The following is an 18,630-nucleotide window of genomic DNA, read 5'->3' as shown; positions in this document are numbered from 1 at the left end:
CGTAGGGACCTTCGGCTCTATCTGGTTGGGGCGTCGCCGATACGCATTTGCGGCCGTTTGCCAGTAGATTTGCCGTATGGCCATAAAGTTGCTTCTCGTCGACGATCACGAACTGGTACGCAGGGGGATTCGTGCCCTCCTCGAAGCGCAGGAAGATTTTGAGGTCGTCGGCGAAGCCGGAACGGTTGCCGAGGCGATCCGGCGGACTGGCTACCACAGTCCAAACGTCGTGATCCTTGACCTTCGCCTACCGGACGGGTCTGGAGTTGAAGCCTGTCGAGAGATCCGTTCCAGGTGGCCCGATGTGCGGGTACTTATGCTCACCTCATACGCCGACGAGGAAGCCCTGATGTCGGCGATCATGGCGGGCGCCTCCGGGTACGTGTTGAAACGGATTGATGGGTCGGCATTGGTTGAAAACATCCGGCGAGTCGCGACTGGCGAGTCGCTGCTCGATGCCGAGATGACGGACAAACTGTTCGCCCGGTTGCGAGGTGACAGTCCCGAGGACCCGCTCCTGGCGAGACTATCTCCCCAGGAGTCGAAGATCCTGTTTCACATTGCCGATGGGCTCACCAACCGCCAGATTGCCGAGGAGATGTATCTCGCCGAGAAGACGGTGAAGAACTACGTTTCCAACCTTCTTGCCAAGCTGGAGATGAGCCGGCGGTCTGAGGCTGCCGCCTACGCCGCCCGCCTGGCCGCCAAACAGGAGTCGGCCTACCCACCGGAGTCGTGGGAAGGCCAGCCGTGATCGTCGTTGGAGTTGACGAGCAGTCGTATTCGCTTGCGGCACTCGTCCGTGCTGGAGAATTGGCCAAGGCTCTCAAAAGCCCGATCCACGTCGTCTATGCAGTTCACCTGTCGCCCCACCTGCTTCAAGCAGTTGGCATTGCCCCGATCCAGATTGGGGCCATCGAGCAGGCCCAGATCGACGAAGTCTGGACCGTGGCTGCTCCTCATGTTGAGCGACTCAGGAATGATGGCGTCGAAATACACGAGCATTCGATTCGCGGATACCCGCCAGACGTTCTGATTGATTTTGCCGATGAGTACGGTTGCGATCTGGCAGTGGTTGGTTCCCGGGGTCGGTCTGAGCTTGCGGCGTTCTTTTTAGGTAGCACTGCCCATCGCGTGTTGCACTTTGCGCACTGCGATGTGCTTGTCGTAAAGGAGACATGATGCATGTCCAGGATGTGATGACCATTGAAGTGATCACGGTGACCCCAGAGCATTCTCTGAAGGAGGCCGCCCGGCTGATGGTGGACCATGGAATCTCGGGAATTCCGGTGGTCGAAGGCGAATCTGTCGTTGTCGGGATCATCACCGAAGCCGATTTTCTTGTCCGCGATCCCGGTCCACGTCCGAGGTTGCTCAGCGTGTTCTTCGACGAAGGGGTGAGCGCTCCGTCCGAGGCGGTTGGCGACGTAATGACCCGCCACCCGGTAGTGGTGTTTGAAGACACGACCCTGTCCGAGGCGGGCCGGACGATGGCCAACAAAAACGTGAAGCGGCTTCCGGTAGTCGATGCTGACGGGCATATCGTCGGAATCATCTCAAGGTCGGATATTGTTCGTGCGTTCGCTCGACCCGACGATGTCATCGAGGATGAAATTCGACAAGACGTTCTCAATCGGATCCTCATGTTTGATCCCGATCTCATCGAAGTCACGGTCGACGAAGGGGTGGTCACTCTTGAGGGGGCGTTGCCAGAAAAGGCCGACGTTCGTCTCCTACAGGAGTTGACGCGCAGACTTGACGGCGTGGTCCGGGTCGATTCGAGACTCACCTGGGATGTCGACGAGGTTGCCGACGTCAAGCCGACCGTTTAGTCGTTTAGTCGCCCATAGGCTCGGGGCGGCTGTGACTATTCTTTCACGGTCCGGTAACCTATCGAAGGACCACGAGGAGTAGTTACGCGTATGTCGTCAAAAGGAAAAGGGCGGACGCTCGAACTTGAGCAGATTCGCAAGGCTGAGGAAAAGGCAGCTGCGCAAACCGCTGATGTCAGGAAGAAGAGTTTTGTCACCATTGGCGTCATTCTCGCCGCTGTGGCAGCCCTGGTCGCGTGGGTCATGCTGGCGCCCGCCCCACCCGGGATCCCGTATCCCACCCAGGGCAACTTCCACCTGTCCAGTCTCGAAGAACCCCATGTCGCATACAACTCGGCACCCCCCTCCTCCGGACCACATTTCGGTGGTCTGGGACCCTGGGGTGTCAGCGAAGAACCGATCCCACCCGAGTTGTTCTTGCACAACCTTGAGGACGCCGGCGTTGTCTTTGTCTATAACTGCCCGACCGGTTGTGATGATCTGTCTTCGGCTCTCACCACGCTTGTCGAGGACCGGCCCGAACCAACCCTGGTCTTGACCCCGTACGCAGGGGCCATTCAAGACCCGGACGGAACCTCGTATCGGGCCGCGGCGATTTCGTGGAACCGCGTTCTGTATTTCGACGACTTGACGGACAAGGCGCGGGCCGATATTGCCGATTTCATCCAGATCTATCACGGTATCGACCACCACGTTCGTTAATGACCCGACCGGTCCTGGTTGAGAAACCATTGCAGCTTTCGACGATCGAGTGGGCCGGCACCGGGCCGGTCACGTTGCTGCTTGCCCATGCCACAGGGTTCAACAAGCTCGTTTGGCGGCCGATGGTCGACGCGTTACATCGAGAGGGTTTTGGTGGGCGCATTGTGTCTTTTGACTTTCGGTCGCATGGAACCTCGCCCAAGTTGGATGACCACGCCTGGTCGCACTTTGCCGGAGACGTGACCGAGGCTCTGTCAGCTATCGAGGGACCGGTGGTCGGAGTAGGGCACTCGATGGGTGGCGCTGCCCTGCTACGAAGTGCGCTCGACAATCCGGGACACTTCGTGGGGCAGGTACTGGTCGAGCCGATCATCTTCCCGCCGTTTCAATTCGACGGCGACGATCATCCACTCGTTCTGGGTGCGGCTCGGCGCCGCCGCGAGTTCGGCACGCCAGGAGAAGCTGTTGCGAATTTCGCAGCCAAGACGGTATTCGCAAAATGGGATCCGGATGCTCTGGCTGCCTACATCGAAGGCGGCTTGGTGCCGGAGGGCGAGCGTTGGGTATTGGCATGCGAGCCAGCTGACGAGGCGGCAACGTTCCGGGCGTCGGGATCCGATGGGGTATTCGACCGTCTCGCCGAAGTGGCGATCCCTGTCTGGTTGGTGGTCGGAGCCGATACCGACACCTACCCGCCCGGCTATGCGGACGTGCTTCTCGACCGAATGGCCGGCTCACGACTCGTTACCGTGCCTGAAGCCGGCCATTTCGTGCCGATGGAACAGCCGGTCGCCCTGGCGCGAGTCATCGTCGAGGCGACTAGTCGTTTCTTGAGCGACTGATTAGGCCAAACCTCAGGAAGCTCTAGGATTGCGCCCATGTTTTCCAAGCCGTTCATAGAGGCGCTCGGCGTCCAACTCGGCCCTGAGACCGCCAACGTCTTTCGGGTGGCGGCGGTCCCGGTCACAGTGGACCCGCTCGCTCTGGTGCGAAGCGGCGCCCATCTCTTCCCGTTCGCCGCCTACTTCGGTCGTCCTGATGCTGACGAAGCGGGTGGTTTGGGGGCGGCCTGGCGATCCGAGGCAACCGACGGACCTGGCCGATTTGGTGAGATCAGTTCGCAGTTGAGTCAATGTGGGATAGACCCCCGAGCCTTCGTCGGGTTTTCGTATCGACCCGAAGGAGGGCTGGGTACCGAATGGGATGGCTTCAGCCCGGCGGTTTCGGTCATACCGGTGCTGAGTGTCATTGGCACCCGGGAAAGTGCCGAACTCGTAGTCGTGTTGCCTCCAGGGAGATCGTGGGGTCCCGTTGCCCAGGTGTTGTCCCAACTGAGCGATCCTGGTCCGCCCGCAACAGGTCGGACGACCGATCTTTCCATTGAGTCGCGGCCGGCTCCGACGGAATGGGAAGGTGCCGTGGCCAACGCGGTCGACTCGATTCGAGCCGGATTATTCGAAAAAGTCGTGATGGCTCGTTCGGTGCTCGTCACCTCTGACGTGCCGTATCGGCCTTTCGATCTGGTTTCGCGCCTGCGCATGACGTATCCCGAGTGTTACGTGTTCGGTTGGCAGCAAGGTGACCGGGTGTTTGTTGGCGCCTCACCCGAGCTGCTCGTTGAGCGCGTCGGCAGTCGGGTACGATCTCATCCGCTGGCCGGCTCGGCGCCGCGCGGCAGCAACGAGGAGGAGGATCGGGCCTTCGGGGAGCTCCTCATGTCCTCTGGCAAGGATCGTCGTGAACACCGGTTCGTGGTTGACGACATCACTGAGCGCCTCGGACACCTCACGACATCGCTGCACGTCGATCAGGTTCCGTCGTTGCGCAAGACGACGCATGTCCAACATCTCTCAACCGAGGTCCGTGGCGACCTGGTGGACTCCATCCATGTCTTCGATCTGGCGGGAACACTCCACCCGACGCCGGCCGTGGGGGGAAGTCCCCGCGATGAGGCCGATCGGTTTCTCGCCAAAGAAGAGCTCATCGATCGCGGTTGGTATGCAGGCGGTATTGGCTGGGCCAATCGGGCGGGCGACGGAGAACTGGCGATTGCGCTTCGTTGCGCCTTGATTCAAGGTCGGACCGCCTTGCTCTATGCGGGGGCGGGAATCGTGGCAGATTCCAATCCGGCCGCCGAGTTGGAGGAAACGCGCCTGAAGTTTCGCACCATGATGAGTCTCCTCGCCGAGTCTTGATCGAGGGCTTACCCCTGGTTGAAGAGATGTTTGTGAAGGGTCAGATTTTCTGAGCGGTCTGTTCTCAGCACGAGCACTTTCACATCATCGGGAGTGGCGAGGTGGCCGAGGAACTCGTCGATGGTGGAGGGCTCGATGACGGTTGCCCCGAGCCCTTCTGCCACGGCTACCAAATTGGTTCCGTGAGGCGTGGTCAGAAGGTCCTCAAAGTGCTCCGGGTGGTCAGCTTGCGGTAGGAAATGGAAGATACCCCCGCCGTTGTTATCGATCAGCACGACGGTGAGAGCAACGCCCAGGCGGCGGGCGCTCGCCAGGGCGGTTGCGTCATGAAGGAAGGCAACATCGCCGATGAGCAGGTAGGTGGGGCGACCGGTGGCGGCCACACCAACCGCAGTCGAGATGACACCGTCGATGCCGTTGGCAGCGCGGTTGGCGAAGATCCGGACGGGCCGATCCTGGACCCCGAAGAACGCATCGACGTCACGTATCGGCATTGATGAGGACACGACCAGACTGGCACCGTCGACCATCCCTGCCGCCAAGGCGGCGGCGGCGGCCGGTTCCGACGGCCAGGGCAAGATTCCCCAGGCGTCCAGTACGGCCGCTTCGCTGGCTGCCCAGGTCGGTGTCCAGGAGGGATCAGCCGGTTCGACGAGTTCGGCAAGGCGTCTGGCGGTGTCAGCAATGTCGGCTCTCACGATGACCGACGCGCTTGAGGTTGCCTCCCGCCAGGTGCCCGCATCCACCCACACCTGAGGTACGTCCGTCTTCGCGAGCCACGTCCACAGAGCCTTTGAGGTTGGGACTGGTCCGAAGCGAATGACCATATCCGGTCGCAGATCCGTGTCGAGTCGGCCGGCCCGGGCGAGGGCATCGCCAGTGGCAACAACACGGTCGAGCGTGTGTTGGCCGGCTCGCAGGCCGGACAGGGGATCAGCGAAGATCGGGGCGTCGGCCGCTTCGGCGAGCTCGGCAATGGCCGACGCGGTCTCAGGGTTGTCGGAGGGTCCGGCAACGATGAGGAGCTTTTTGCTGCCGATTTGACGGGCGACGGCGAGCAAGGCGCCGTCGGATGCGACCGGCAATCCGAGGTGGATCGTCGGTGTCGGTGGCGCTGGGGGAATGTCTTCACCGGTCGGCGTGGGAGCGAGTGGGTCCCGAAAGGCCAGGTTGAGGTGAACCGGCCCGGCCGGCGTTTCCTGGGCCGTGGCCCAGGCTTGCGCTCCGAGTCGAACCGCGTATCTGGCGGGGTCGGCCGATGGATCGGGCGGGGCGGCATCGTGGGCCCACTTGACCGACGTCCCGTAGAGATCCGCCTGACGGATGGTTTGAGGTGCTCCCGCATCACGCAGCTCTTGCGGCCGGTCAGCGGTAAGAATCACGAGGGGGATGTGCGAGAGCCGGGCCTCGACCACTGCCGGGAGATATTCGGCAGCGGCTGTGCCAGACGTCGAAATCAATGCGACCGGTTTTCCGACCGCCCTGGCCATGCCAAGAGCGAAGAAGGCGGCGCTTCGCTCGTCAAGGTGCACGGACACGTCGAGTCCGACCGTTTCAGCTGCCGCAATGGCCAACGGCGTGTTGCGCGAACCAGGACTCACTGCGACATGCTCAAGGCCAAGGTCGCGCAGGGCGCCAAGGAGCGGCATGGTGAATGCGTAGTTGCGGTTCGGCACGCCGTCAGGCTAGTGGTTCGCCGGGTCACGCTTGATCGGGAGGTGGCACAATGGAGGGGTGAGCGCTCTCATTGGATTGCACGGATTTACTCAAGCCGGGCGGATGTTCGACGAGCTATCCCATTATCTGCCCCGACACATTGAGGCTCCGGATCTGCCGGGCCACGGTGCTTCCAGCGACCTGCCAGCCACGTTCGAGTCTGTCGTCGGCCTGATCGAATGGTTGGCGGGCGGAGAACCACCGGTCTTGATTGGATATTCGATGGGTGGCCGTTTGGCTCTTCGGTATGCCCTTGAGCGGCCGGTGGCGGGTCTCGTGCTTATTTCAGCCGGTCCGGGAATCGCCCACCCGGCGGAGAGGGAAGAGCGGCGGATCAACGATGAAGGTCTTGCCGCCGGCCTCGCCGTCGAGGGAGTCGAAGCGTTTATCGACCAATGGTTGGGTAATCCGATGTTTGGTGGTCTTACCAAACGACATGAGATTTGGCGGGCGGTTGATCGGGAGACCCGGCTTCTCAGCTCTGCCGAGGGTCTCGCCAGAGCACTCGTAGGTTACGGACAGGGTTCCCAGCCCTATCTTGGAGATCGGCTCGCCGAGCTTCGAGTCCCGACGCTGATCGTGGCAGGAGCAGACGATGCCAAATATGTGGCGATCGCCCGAACGATGCACGGGGCCATTGACGGTTCACGACTCGCCATTATCGAAGGCGTCGGCCATGCGGTTGTTGGTGAAGATCCGGCCGAGCTTGGAGATCTGATCAGCCGCTTCCTGTACTGAGGCGCCTACGCCGATGCACCGAGCGCCAGGGAGAAGGCCACGAGAAGTTGCAGCCGGGCGGTGCCTTTGAGGACGCCGATGAGCGGCGGGCCGGCAGTTTCATTGTTGACTGTCCGCACCAGAGGGACTGCCCAGGGGAACCAGAAAACGGCGATCAGCGTGGCGAGCGGAGTGAGTCGGAATGTACCGAAAACGGTGATAGCCGCGAAGGCACCGTAGACGAGCGCGGCGTACAGCCGCCTGGTTCCCGGTCGGCCGAGAATCACGGCCAGGGTGCGTTTCCCGGTGGCCCGGTCGGTTTCGATGTCGCGGATGTTGTTGGCGACCAGGATCGCCGTCACGAGGAATCCCATCGGTATGGCCAGAAGCCAGGCATCGAGGGGAATCGTCTGATCGTGGACGAACCGCGACACCACTGTCGCGACGATCCCGAAGAAGATGAATACGAACAGTTCCCCGAGTCCCCGGTACCCGTACGGCCGGGGCCCGCCAACGTATCCGAGCCCGGCAAGGATCGAAGCCATCCCAACGATCACAATGACCCATCCGGCAATGGTCACGAGCCAGGCGCCCGCCAAAGCGGCCACCCCGAACGCCAGGACCGTCGCCGTCCACATCTGGCGCTCGGTGATGGCACCGGTGGCAACCATCCGGGTCGGCCCGATTCGATCCTCTGTGTCAACGCCGCGTTTGGCGTCCGAGGCATCGTTGGCGAAGTTGGTCGCGATTTGAATGGCCATCGAACCAATCGCCGCGCCGAGAAAGGCATCCCAACGAAAGACCCCGTCTCCGGAGGCCAGGCCGGCCGCGACGAGTACCGGCGCCAGCGCCGCCCACAATGTGGCCGGTCTGGCTGCCTGGACCCACGGACGTCCCAAAGTTAGAAGTGCCACGGGAATCGACTGTAATCCTGATCGCGTTTCTCAAGGAACGCGTCGCGGCCCTCCTGAGCTTCCTCACTGGCATAGGCAAGGCGAGTGGCTTCGCCGGCGAAGAGCTGTTGTCCCACCAACCCTTCATCTGGCAGATTGAAGGCGTATTTGAGCATCCGGATGGCGGTCGGGCTTTTACCGTTGATGGCTTCGGCGTATTCGAGTGCCTTGGTCTCGAGGTCGGCATGGTCGACGACCACGTTCACCATGCCCATCCGGTGCGACTCCTCGGCGTCATGTTCTCGACCGATGAAGAAGATCTCCCTGGCGAATTTCTGCCCGACCTGGCGAGCGAGCAACGCCGATCCGTACCCGCCGTCGAATGACGCAACGTCGGCATCGGTCTGTTTGAAGATGGCGTGCTGACGGGAGGCGATGGTGAGGTCGCAGACAACATGGAGCGAGTGCCCACCTCCGGCAGCCCAGCCGGGAACCACCGCAATGACCGGCTTCGGCATGAACCGGATGAGGCGTTGGACCTCAAGGATGTGGAGCCTGCCAAGTCGGGCTGGATCGACCCCGTCGTCGCCTTCGTATTTGTATCCGTCCTTGCCGCGGATTCGCTGATCTCCTCCAGAACAGAATGCCCAACCGCCGTCTTTCGGGGAGGGACCGTTCCCGGTGAGAAGCACACAGCCGACGCTGCTCGTCATCCGGGCATGGTCGAGTGCCCGGAACAATTCGTCGACGGTGTGCGGGCGAAAGGCGTTACGGACCTCGGGTCGATCGAACGCGATACGAACCGTTCCATGCGCCTTTGCGCGGTGGTAGGTGATGTCGGTGAAGTCGAATCCCTCCACGATGTCCCATGCGTCGGGGTCGAACAACTCAGAAACCATGGATCGTCCTTTTCGTGTCTGGGCGATACTGTAGATGCTGTGATTCAAGACTGGTTATCTAGCGCGGCTCGAAGTGACCCGGATCGCCCCTACGTGGTGATCGACGGGGCGGTCCATTCGTTCACCGATGTTGATGCCAGGGCAAGCCGCTTGGCGGGGGCGCTTCGTGGCGCAGGGGTGGTCGACGGTAATCGTGTCGCTCTTTGGGCCCGCAACGATCTTCCATCAGTGGTGGCTCTATTCGCCATCTGGCGAGCGGGAGCAAGTTGCGTGCTCATGAACACCCGACTGACCGACACCGAGGTGGTAGAGGAACTCGAAGAGGCCAGCGTGTCATTGATGGTTGACGATGGTGAAAGAGCGTGGTCGGTACCGTCGATAAGCAACGAGGCGATAGGTCCGGCCTATACGGGCGGGGCCCACCTTGGGGACAGCGAATGTTTGGTGGTGTTCACCTCGGGTTCAGCCGGCCAGGGTCGCGGGGTCGTCCTGACCTGGGCGAATGTCGATGCCGGCCAAGCCGCCTCAGCTGAACATCTGGATCACACTCCCGATGACGTATGGTTGGCGGTGCTGCCGATCTTCCATGTCGGAGGTGCCTCCATCATGATTCGGAGCGCGGCGCGTCGATCGGCGGTGGTCTTGCATGACCGGTTTGAGCCAGCGCTTGTCGCCGACTCGCTCGAGCAGGTAACCATCGCGTCATTCGTGGCTACCCAGCTTGCCGCCATTCTCGATCTTGATGAGCGAACATACGACGTGCGGGCCGTTCTGGTAGGCGGTGGCCCGGCCAAGCAAACCCTCTTGGACCGCGCCCATCGGCGGGGACTCGGGGTACTTTCGACCTACGGGATGACCGAAGCCGGTTCACAGATCGCCACCTCGCGTGTTGGTGATCCGCCGCGCCGGGTCGTGGCGCCGATCCCGGGTGCCGAAATGCGGTTGGTGAATGGCTCCGAAATTGAAGTGCGCGGCCCGATGGTTACCAGCACCTATTTGGACTCTGTCGCTCGACTTCCGGACGGTTGGCTGGCGACCGGAGATCTCGGCGAAGTGGTCGATGATGGGTTTCGTATCATCGGTCGTACCTCGGATGTGATCATCAGCGGTGGGGAAAATGTGATGGCCGACGAGGTCAAGGATGCCCTCGAAGCCATCGTGTCGGTCCGAGCGGCGGCAGTGGTTGGGATCCCGGATGAAACCTGGGGTGAAGTCGTAGCGGCCGTTGTTGAAGTGACGGCGGACGTTTCGTTCGACTTTCTGTCTGACGAGTTGCGTAAAACGTTGGCCGGTTACAAAATTCCGAAGGTCTGGCGAACTGTCGAATCGCTTCCGAGAACGTCGATCGGCAAGATCCGGCGACAGGCCGTGCGAAACTTGTTCTCATGAACGATGACTTGCGGATCGATTCCCAACACGTCATCTCGGAAGGAGAACTGAGCTGGACGTTCAGCACGTCTGGAGGTCCAGGCGGGCAACACGCCAACCGTTCAAACACCCGGGCGATTCTGTCATTCGACGTGTTGGGGTCGCCGGCTTTCTCAGACACCGAGAAGGACCGTCTCGACCTTGAACTTCCCCACCATGGTGGCGTTATCACCATCACAGTCGATGAGAGTCGCTCGCAGTGGAGGAATCGGCAGATGGCCAGAAAGCGGCTGGCCGACCTGATTGCTGAGGCTCTGCGGCCCCGTCCGACTCGCCGGGCCACCCGGATTCCCCGGCGGGCTCATGAAAAGCGGCTGTCAGACAAACGGGCCCGCTCGGAACGAAAACGCGATCGACAGCCTCCCGCACCCGACTGACTGCGGATCCCCGGGGGGCTAGTCTCGGTGGGAGTAACGAGGGGGCAACAGTTAAGCGAATTGTGGTTGTAGCCAATCGGCTTCCCGTGGCTTGGGACGGTGAAGACTGGACTATCAGTCCCGGTGGCCTTGTTAGGGCTCTTCGACCGGTTCTTCAGAATGCCGAAGGAGCCTGGGTCGGATGGGCAGGTATTCCGGATTTTGACCCTGAACCGTTCGACCACGACGGTATCAGCCAAAAACCCGTTCCTCTTAGTGAAGAGGAGGTCGATAGCTTTTACTTTGGGTTCTGCAACGCAACACTCTGGCCCCTCTACCACGATGCCATCGTGGCGCCGGAGTTCGATCGAAAACACTGGGGTTCATACGTCGGCGTGAACCAGAAATACGCCGAAGCAGCAGCTGAGGTAGCTGCTGTTGGGGATATTGTCTGGGTTCAGGACTATCAGCTACAACTCGTGCCGTCGATGCTGCGTTCGATGATCCCCGACGCCACGGTCGGGTTCTATCTTCACATTCCGTTTCCTCCCATTGAGGTGTTTGCCCGCCTACCGTGGCGCCGCCAAATTGTCGAGGGGCTGCTCGGGTCCGACGTAATCGCCTTTCAAACCCGACAAAGCGCCGACAACTTTTCGCGAGCTGCTCGGCGACTGGCCGGTGCCGAACCTGTCGGGAAACGCGACCTGCTGTGGCGAGGCAGGACGGTGCATCTCCAGCCTGCCCCCATCGCGATCGATACTGCCGAGTTTGAAAGGTTGGCGAGTTCCGTCGGGGTCCAGCAACGGGCTGCTGAGATTCGATCTGAACTTGGAGATCCCGACCATGTGATTCTCGGTATGGACCGACTCGATTACACCAAGGGGATCGACCTACGACTTGAGGCATTCGAAACGCTGCTCGGCAGCTCACCGCGAGAACGCCACCAGTACGCATTCGTGCAGGTGGCGGTTCCGAGCCGTGAACAGGTACCCGCCTACCAGCAGCTACGGGTCGATATCGAGCAGATCGTAGGGCGTATCAACGGCACCTACGGGGAGCCCGGCTGGGCGCCGGTGTCCTACTTGTACCGGACGCTTCCGTTGGAGGAGGTGGTCGCCTATTACGTTGCTGCTGATGTCATGCTGGTGACGCCACTGCGTGATGGCATGAACCTGGTTGCCAAGGAATATGTCGCCAGCCGCACGGCCGGAGATGGTGTCCTGGTGCTCAGTGAGTTTGCCGGCGCAGCCGAGCAGCTCCGGGCGGCACTCATCGTGAATCCGTATGATGTCGACGCGGTTGTTGAGACGCTGTCCTACGCCACCACCATGCCCGTCGATGAGCAGCGCCAACGTATGCGGAAGCTTCGAAGTGTGGTTCGCAAGGCGGACGTCTTTGACTGGGCGAGGGACTGCCTGGCCACACTGGAAGACCGGTGATCACCAAGGAACTGGTTGACGCGTTCCGAAGAGTGGCCGGCGTTCCGCGGCTACTGGTCGCCTGTGATTACGACGGTACGTTGTCTCCCATCGTGGATGATCCATCCACCGCGATTCCGCATGCCCCGGCTGTGGTGGCGCTGGTTGAACTGGCCGAGCTCAAGGACGTCGGGGCGGCCATCGTTTCCGGACGGTCGCTCCGGACGTTGGCGACGTTTGTCAAGACGCCGCCGTCGGTAGTCCTGATCGGCGATCATGGCGCATGGCCGTCGGTGGTCGATTCAGAGGCGGGTCAGATGGTGGCTGCGATTTCGGAGGCGCTTTCGGCAGTGGCTGCAGACTTCGACGGCGCAGTCGTCGAGCCCAAATCGCTCGGGGCGGCCTTTCACTACCGACACGTTTCGGACAAAGATCAGGCGTCCGCCGCGGCGCGGGCAGTCGCGACCCGGTTCGGGGCCCGTGTAATCGAGGGCAAACAAGTGGTCGAGTTGGTTCTCGGTGAGGGTGACAAGGGAGCCGCCATCAGACGGTTGCAACTCCGTGAGTCATACGATTGCATCGTATTTTTCGGTGATGATGTCACCGATGAAGATGTGTTCGCAGTGCTCGGTGATGACGATGTCGGCGTCAAGGTCGGTGACGGACCCACGCTGGCCCGTTACCGGGTGGCCGACCCTGTCGAAGTTGCCCAGTCGCTTGAGATACTCGTGGCGGAAAGACGAGCGATTACCCGCTGAATGGTGGATCTTGATCAAGCAACTGCCGGATTCCGGCCACGGGAATACCGACCCAGTCCGGACGATTGGCCAGTTCCCAATGTACCTCCCTCAATGCCTTTGAAACCATGAAGGCGTCGAGCAGGCTGTCGATGCCGGCAGGGGAGTCGGGGATGAGGGCAGAATCGGCAATGTCGGCCAAGTAGCTTCTCAGAAATGTGTTGCCGATCTGGCCGGACCACCAGGTCGACCAGGCCTTTTCCGCTGGTGATCCGTGGATGACCGCGGCGGTCGCCACATAATCGAAAGATCGCAACATTTGCGCTACGTCACTCAAGCCTGACCCTCGCAGGCGCCGTTCGGTCATGGGACGGGAATGGTCACCGGAGAGATCCTCGATAACGAATTCGTTTTCGATCAGATAGACCTCGTCGAGCCGATAATCGCCGTGAACTCGAATTCGGGAACCATTGATACGGTCCTTTCTCACTGCGTTGAGCCGGGAAAGACACTGGGTCTCGGCCCCGATGAGGTCGCTCAGCGCCTCGGAGAGCTCCGGTGGGGCTTGGCCAGCCAGTCGGCGGATAGCTCGAAATTCCCGACGGACATCGGAGCGCAGTGATTGATACAACGATTGTTGGTAGTGCTGGGTAAAGGGATGTGGGCCCAGATCGGGATCCTCGCTGAAGGATCCCAGGGCGAGATGGAGTTGCGCTGTCATCGACCCGAGCCGGGTCGCAAGATCGATAGCCGGTTGAAGCAGGTCCATGCCGGACATGGGAAGGGCAGGTTGTTCGAAGCGACTCGACACCGTGATCGGGTCATCTGGGGGAGCCTGCTTCCCGATCGTCCTGAGCCAGGTGTTGACGAGCTCTTGGAAAACATCCCAGGCGGTCGGGGCCCCGGCGAATGATTGCTGCATGATGCCGACCGTGTAGGTATCACCCGACTGATATTCGAGTGCTCCATAGGTGTCGGCTACGTCTCCAAAAGCGGTTCGCTCCGTGAGGAAGCGGCGCAACTCCAGGTCGGGGTTGGTTCCCGGTTCGACACGACGGAACACCTTCAGGGCAAGCCCGTCCCCGTAGTCGATGTAGGTCTCGCCGCGATTGTTGGTATGCACCGTCGACTCTCCGGGACCGCCGGGCACGCGGTCGATGGCAGCGAGTCCTGCATGACAGGCCAAAGATCCGGAACCGCCCAAGATCGTGTCGCCTGCCAACGCTATTTCGAGAATCCTCTGTCGGAATCGTTCATCGGAGAATCCGTCATACAGGACGCCGACTGCTCCGTCCCGACCAACCCCGACGATAACCGCCGTATCGGGGACCGGGACCTCGGGCTCGAACGAGGTCGCCACGGGTACGACGTACAGGTCGGCGGGGCCTGTGTGGTGTGCAATCCCGATGAGCGCGATCCACATGCTGGGATCCTGCTCGCCGGGTGTTAGTGGGATCAGGTCAAGCACGCTCGTGTGAGAGTGGCGGGGTGGAACGCCGCGATACCAGGTCTGGGATGCGACAAATCGGCCAAGGACATCGGCCAGTCCGCCGTCGCCGTCGAATGCCCCTTCGAGGTTCCCGGTGACTTCCACGACTTCGTCAACATCAGAGAGCAGTGGTTTGTCAAGCCCTTCGATCGAGAACCAGTAGAAACCATACGGGCCTATCGAGAGGGGATAGGGAGTTGATGCGATTCTCGGAGCCTCGGTCCGTCCGAGCATCTCGGTGGGATTTTGGCCGGCGAACCGACTGAGATCCAGTTCGACAAACTGAGTGTGGCGGGTCAGATTGGCGACGATCAGCATGGTTTCGGTTGCGCTCTCGCGTAGGTAGGCAATCACCTGCTCGTTGTCGGGTGCTAGGAATTCAATGGTGCCTCGACCGAATACAGGATGGCGCTGGCGGAGCCGAATCATGTTGCGCACGAACCACAGCAGAGAATTCGGATTTGCCTGCTGGGCCTCGACGTTGACCGTTTCGTAATGGAACTGTGGGTCGACCACAACGGGCAGGTAGAGCGATTGCGGGTTGGCTCTGGAGAACCCCGCGTTGCGGTCGTTACTCCATTGCATGGGGGTACGCACCCCGTCGCGGTCGGCGAGAAAGACATTGTCTCCCATGCCGATTTCGTCGCCGTAGTAGATGACCGGAGTCCCGGGGAGGGACAGCAAGAGGCTGAATAGCAGTTCGATTCGCCGTCGGTCGTTCTCAAGAAGTGGAGCGAGTCTCCTTCGGATCCCGAGATTGAGCCGAGCACGTCGGTCCGGTGAATAGGCTCGCCACATCAGCTCGCGCTCCTCCTCCGAGACCATTTCGAGGGTTAGCTCGTCATGGTTGCGCAAGAAGATTGCCCATTGTGCGTCCGGGGGGATCGGAGGGGTTTGTTCGAGTATGTCGATGATCGGCAAACGGCTCTCCAATTGCAGCCCCAAGAACAGGCGCGGCATGAGCGGAAAGTGGAACGCCATATGGCATTCGTCGTTGTCGCCGAAATAGGTGACTGAGTCTTCAGGCCACTGATTGGCTTCTGCCAGAAGCATTCGGTTCTCATAGTTTTCGTCAACAAAAGCTCGGATTCGTTTCAGCTCCTGATGGGTCTCTGGCAGGTTCTCGCCATTGGTGCCGTCACGCTCGAAGAGGTACGGCACTGCGTCGAGGCGGAGACCATCGACTCCCAGATCAAGCCAGAATTTGAAGACGTCGGTAATTGCTTCGCGTACCAGTTCATTGTCATAGTTGAGGTCGGGCTGATGAGAGAAGAAGCGGTGCCAGTAATACGCCCCGGCCACCGGGTCCCACGCCCAGTTGGACGTTTCGGTATCGGAGAAGATGATTCTGACTTCGTTGAAACGGTCCGGGGTATCGCTCCAAACATAGAAGTCACGCTCCGGGCTGCCTGGCTCGGCGCGCCTCGCCCGTTGAAACCACGAGTGTTGATCGGACGTGTGGTTCACCACGAGTTCGGTGACGACTCGCATGTTCCGGGCGTGGGCTGCATCGAGAAAGATCTTGAAGTCGTCGAGCGTCCCGTAGCTCGGGTGGACGTCAAAGTATTCGGCTATGTCGTATCCATCATCGCGAAGCGGTGACGGATAGAACGGTAGGAGCCAGATGGTGTCGACGCCAAGATGACTGAGATAATCGAGCCGTGATGTCAGACCCTGAAAATCGCCTATCCCGTCGTCGTTCGAGTCCGCGAATGCCCGGACATGGACTTCGTAGATAACGGCGTCTTTGTACCAGAGTGGTGGGCGAAGATTTCGGGGATCGTGGTTCATGGGCTTGACGCAGACTAGGTGCGCGATCCGGGTGGTTGCACCCTTCAGCTGGCCGAACCCCGTCAGCGGCCCGGTGACAGCTTCCGCCAGGTCTCCTTCCTCCATGTCTTCCGATGGTTCGTGAGGCGACGGGCGACGACGTATTCGTCGGGTGGCTTACCAACTAACCTGAACGGCCATGGGAAAGAACATCTATCGATACAGTGGCCCGCGAGGCAATGACGGGCGGCCTGCCTGGTGGACCGGGGTCGTCTATCAGATTTACCCTCGGTCGTTTGCGGACTCGACCGGGAACGGAATCGGTGACCTGGAGGGGATCCGGCAAAGACTCCCGTATCTGTCCGAGGTTCTCGGTGTTGATGCCATCTGGCTGTCGCCGTTTTATCCATCGCCACAGAAAGACTTCGGTTACGACGTGGCTGACTACGTAAACGTCGCCCCCGAATATGGAACCCTGGATGACTTCGATAGCCTCGTCAAGGATTTCCACGCGGCCGGAATTCGAGTGATTGTTGATTATGTGCCGAACCATTCGTCCGATCAGCACGCATGGTTCATCGAGTCTGCCAGTTCCCGGGACAACGACAAGCGGGACTGGTATGTCTGGGCCGACCCTAAGGGCGACGGGTCCGAGCCTAACAACTGGCTGAGTGTCTTCGGTGGAAAGGCCTGGGAGTGGCACGAACCGACCGGGCAGTTTTACCTCCATACGTTCTTGAAGGAACAGCCGGATCTGAACTGGCGGAATCCCGATGTTGAGGCCGCCATGTTCGACGTCCTCCGTTTTTGGATGGATCGTGGCGTGGATGGGTTTCGAATTGACGTTGCCCATTACCTCGTCAAGGACCCGGAGATGCGTGACAATCCACCCGCCGATCCCAACGCCCCGTCAGACCACTACAAGCCGATGGGAGAGTTTGGGACGCTCGACCATCTGTACTCAAAGGCTCACGAGGATATTCATCCGCTTTACCGGCGGTTGCGCGCCGTGACTGACGAGTACGAAGATCGATACACGATTGGCGAGGCGCACATCTTCGACTGGGAGGAATGGGCGACCTACTTTGGCGCCAACCTCGACGAGATGCATCAGCCCTTCAACTTTGCGCTCCTCAATCGGGCCACCGACCCGGCTTCCGTGCGAGCGGTCGTGGCCGCTCAAGAGGGAGTCTTACCTGACGGGGCTTGGCCAAACTATGTCATTGGTAACCATGATGAGCCGCGCCTTGCCAAGCGATACGGCCAGGATTCCATTCGACGCTTGGCGGTTCTGCTCTTGACGGTTCGAGGTACCGTCACGATGTATTACGGCGACGAACTCGGCATGCTGGAAGGGCCCACGGACCTGGCCCTCGATCCCTGGGGGCAAAATCTTGAAGGGGTGAGCCGCGACGGCTGCCGGACGCCGATGCAATGGACTCCCGAGGGCGGGTTTTCGTCCTCAGCCAAGACGTGGTTGCCCATGGGTCCTGACCTGGAGAACCGCAACGTCGAATCAGAGTTGGCCGATCCGGGTTCTGTCTTGAACCTGTACCGGCGACTCCTGGCGGTCCGGCGATCCTCTGAAGCATTGATGGTCGGCGACTACCGGGACCTGCCATCAGGACACGACGACGTCCTCATGTTCGAACGGGTAACGACAGACGAACGGGTGATCGTTTGCGTCAACTTCGGAGGGGATTCGGTTGCTGTAGCCGTATCGGGCGACGTGTTGGTTGCGACGGATCTTCGTGATGGTCGTGCCGACGGATCATGGACTATCGAACCGCACGGAGCGGTAGTCGTTCGTTCCTGAGCACTAGGTGGCGTCGAGGAACCCGAATGGATCGGTGATGAACCAGATCGCCGAGGCTGCCAGGATGACCACCAGCAGCCCGATCGACCAGAACAGCAGGTAACGGGTTTTCACGCGGCAATTGTACCGGTCGATTCCGATGAGAAATCGGCTGAAACGAACTCGCCTGGCCGCCTTCGAACAAGCTGGGTGTCCAAAGCGAGTTCCGTTTCGATGATGCAGCGACTGACACCACGCGGATCTCCTCTTCTCCTTATTTCTATTTGGGGGGAGGTTGGTCTTGGCAGCGCTGGGCCTCTGACTTGGGCGTCGTTTCAATGATGCAGCGACTGACACGATGCGGACCTGTTCTTTGGGGAGGGTTTGCCTTGCCGGCGCCGGGTGGGCGTTGGTCGGAGTTCGATTACGCGGGCCTCTGAGTTGGGTGTCGTTTCAAGGATGCAGCGATGTCACGGACTGCCCTCTCGGTGGTTTCGTTTCGCCGGTGGGAGTTCCTGGCTGTCCGAGTTTGGAGTAGTCGGGCATCTGAGTTGAGGTGCGTTTCAATGAGGCAGCGACTGACACGATGCGGGCCTGGTCTTTGGGGAGGGTTTGCCTTGCCGACGCTGGGTGTGGTGTTGGCGGGAGTTCGATTGCGCGGGCCTCTGAGTTGGGTGTCGTTT

The 18,630-nt window shown here is 60.6% G+C and carries 16 protein-coding genes; 12 read left to right on the top strand and 4 right to left on the bottom strand.

What is annotated here, in order from left to right; all coding sequences use genetic code 11:
* The first annotated feature begins 76 nt into the window (after positions 1–76).
* The 6 genes from JJE47_00235 (at position 77) to JJE47_00210 (ending at position 4,729) form a co-directional block, all read left to right on the top strand.
* Entirely contained in the window at positions 77–754 is a 678-nt protein-coding gene (locus JJE47_00235; GenBank protein MBK5265837.1) for a response regulator transcription factor, read from the top strand.
* Entirely contained in the window at positions 751–1,182 is a 432-nt protein-coding gene (locus tag JJE47_00230) for a universal stress protein (GenBank protein MBK5265836.1), read from the top strand. The genes JJE47_00235 and JJE47_00230 overlap by 4 nt, the downstream gene beginning before the upstream one ends.
* Entirely contained in the window at positions 1,179–1,832 is a 654-nt protein-coding gene (locus JJE47_00225) for a CBS domain-containing protein (protein ID MBK5265835.1), read from the top strand. Before JJE47_00230 ends, JJE47_00225 begins: the two co-directional genes overlap by 4 nt.
* Before the next feature lie 90 nt (positions 1,833–1,922).
* Positions 1,923–2,534 carry a DUF3105 domain-containing protein gene (locus JJE47_00220; protein ID MBK5265834.1) on the top strand — a complete coding sequence of 204 codons (612 nt, stop codon included), beginning with the start codon at positions 1,923–1,925 and terminating at the stop codon, positions 2,532–2,534.
* The gene (locus tag JJE47_00215; GenBank protein ID MBK5265833.1) at positions 2,534–3,376 is read left to right on the top strand and encodes an alpha/beta hydrolase; all 843 of its coding nucleotides are present in this window, start codon (positions 2,534–2,536) and stop codon (positions 3,374–3,376) included. Before JJE47_00220 ends, JJE47_00215 begins: the two co-directional genes overlap by 1 nt.
* 36 nt (positions 3,377–3,412) lie before the next feature.
* The gene (locus tag JJE47_00210; protein ID MBK5265832.1) at positions 3,413–4,729 is read left to right on the top strand and encodes an isochorismate synthase; all 1,317 of its coding nucleotides are present in this window, start codon (positions 3,413–3,415) and stop codon (positions 4,727–4,729) included.
* An 8-nt stretch (positions 4,730–4,737) separates the two neighbouring features.
* Here the strand turns inward: JJE47_00210 and menD are convergent, their stop codons facing one another.
* A complete protein-coding gene (menD, locus tag JJE47_00205; GenBank protein MBK5265831.1) occupies positions 4,738–6,405 on the bottom strand; it encodes a 2-succinyl-5-enolpyruvyl-6-hydroxy-3-cyclohexene-1-carboxylic-acid synthase in 1,668 nt (555 codons plus the stop codon).
* A gap of 58 nt (positions 6,406–6,463) precedes the next feature.
* On the opposite strand from menD, the gene JJE47_00200 reads away from it, so the two are divergent.
* Positions 6,464–7,183: an alpha/beta fold hydrolase gene (locus JJE47_00200; GenBank protein MBK5265830.1), complete on the top strand. Its 720-nt coding sequence runs from the start codon at positions 6,464–6,466 to the stop codon at positions 7,181–7,183.
* Between the two features lie 5 nt (positions 7,184–7,188).
* On the opposite strand, the gene JJE47_00195 is transcribed toward JJE47_00200, so the two are convergent.
* Both JJE47_00195 and JJE47_00190 read right to left on the bottom strand, forming a co-directional pair.
* Positions 7,189–8,061, bottom strand: coding sequence for a 1,4-dihydroxy-2-naphthoate polyprenyltransferase (locus tag JJE47_00195; protein ID MBK5265829.1), 873 nt, complete (start codon positions 8,059–8,061; stop codon positions 7,189–7,191).
* 2 nt (positions 8,062–8,063) lie between these two features.
* Positions 8,064–8,954: a 1,4-dihydroxy-2-naphthoyl-CoA synthase gene (locus JJE47_00190; protein ID MBK5265828.1), complete on the bottom strand. Its 891-nt coding sequence runs from the start codon at positions 8,952–8,954 to the stop codon at positions 8,064–8,066.
* 39 nt (positions 8,955–8,993) lie between these two features.
* Between JJE47_00190 and JJE47_00185 the strand changes: the two genes are divergently transcribed.
* Genes JJE47_00185 through otsB form a run of 4 tightly spaced genes read left to right on the top strand, consistent with a single transcriptional unit; the run spans position 8,994 to position 12,914 of the window.
* Positions 8,994–10,343 carry an AMP-binding protein gene (locus tag JJE47_00185; protein ID MBK5265827.1) on the top strand — a complete coding sequence of 450 codons (1,350 nt, stop codon included), beginning with the start codon at positions 8,994–8,996 and terminating at the stop codon, positions 10,341–10,343.
* Positions 10,340–10,759: an aminoacyl-tRNA hydrolase gene (gene arfB / locus JJE47_00180; protein MBK5265826.1), complete on the top strand. Its 420-nt coding sequence runs from the start codon at positions 10,340–10,342 to the stop codon at positions 10,757–10,759. Before JJE47_00185 ends, arfB begins: the two co-directional genes overlap by 4 nt.
* A 59-nt stretch (positions 10,760–10,818) precedes the next feature.
* Positions 10,819–12,177 carry a trehalose-6-phosphate synthase gene (locus JJE47_00175; protein MBK5265825.1) on the top strand — a complete coding sequence of 453 codons (1,359 nt, stop codon included), beginning with the start codon at positions 10,819–10,821 and terminating at the stop codon, positions 12,175–12,177.
* Complete coding sequence (gene otsB / locus JJE47_00170) at positions 12,174–12,914, top strand: trehalose-phosphatase (GenBank protein ID MBK5265824.1); 741 nt, start codon at positions 12,174–12,176, stop codon at positions 12,912–12,914. Before JJE47_00175 ends, otsB begins: the two co-directional genes overlap by 4 nt.
* Here otsB and treS read toward each other — a convergent pair.
* Positions 12,904–16,173, bottom strand: a complete 3,270-nt coding sequence (treS, locus tag JJE47_00165) for a maltose alpha-D-glucosyltransferase (GenBank protein MBK5265823.1) — start codon at positions 16,171–16,173, stop codon at positions 12,904–12,906. The two genes, otsB and treS, sit on opposite strands and share 11 nt — an antisense overlap.
* A gap of 178 nt (positions 16,174–16,351) precedes the next feature.
* Between treS and JJE47_00160 the strand changes: the two genes are divergently transcribed.
* Positions 16,352–17,968, top strand: a complete 1,617-nt coding sequence (locus JJE47_00160; GenBank protein MBK5265822.1) for a DUF3459 domain-containing protein — start codon at positions 16,352–16,354, stop codon at positions 17,966–17,968.
* Positions 17,969–18,630 lie beyond the last annotated feature (662 nt).

It is taken from the genome of Acidimicrobiia bacterium, assembly GCA_016650365.1.
In the GTDB taxonomy this organism is placed as follows: domain Bacteria; phylum Actinomycetota; class Acidimicrobiia; order Spongiisociales; family JAENVV01; genus JAENVV01.
This window is presented reverse-complemented; position numbering and strand designations above follow the sequence as displayed.

Bases quoted from the DNA above. Each gene is read 5' to 3' on its own strand.
- JJE47_00235 (MBK5265837.1), top strand. From the start codon at position 77: ATGGCCATAAAGTTGCTTCTCGTCGACGATCACGAACTGGTACGCAGG.
- JJE47_00225 (MBK5265835.1), top strand. From the start codon at position 1,179: ATGATGCATGTCCAGGATGTGATGACCATTGAAGTGATCACGGTGACC.
- JJE47_00220 (MBK5265834.1), top strand. From the start codon at position 1,923: ATGTCGTCAAAAGGAAAAGGGCGGACGCTCGAACTTGAGCAGATTCGC.
- JJE47_00215 (MBK5265833.1), top strand. From the start codon at position 2,534: ATGACCCGACCGGTCCTGGTTGAGAAACCATTGCAGCTTTCGACGATC.
- JJE47_00210 (MBK5265832.1), top strand. From the start codon at position 3,413: ATGTTTTCCAAGCCGTTCATAGAGGCGCTCGGCGTCCAACTCGGCCCT.
- JJE47_00190 (MBK5265828.1), bottom strand. From the start codon at position 8,954: ATGGTTTCTGAGTTGTTCGACCCCGACGCATGGGACATCGTGGAGGGA.
- arfB (MBK5265826.1), top strand. From the start codon at position 10,340: ATGAACGATGACTTGCGGATCGATTCCCAACACGTCATCTCGGAAGGA.
- treS (MBK5265823.1), bottom strand. From the start codon at position 16,173: ATGAACCACGATCCCCGAAATCTTCGCCCACCACTCTGGTACAAAGAC.
- JJE47_00160 (MBK5265822.1), top strand. From the start codon at position 16,352: ATGGGAAAGAACATCTATCGATACAGTGGCCCGCGAGGCAATGACGGG.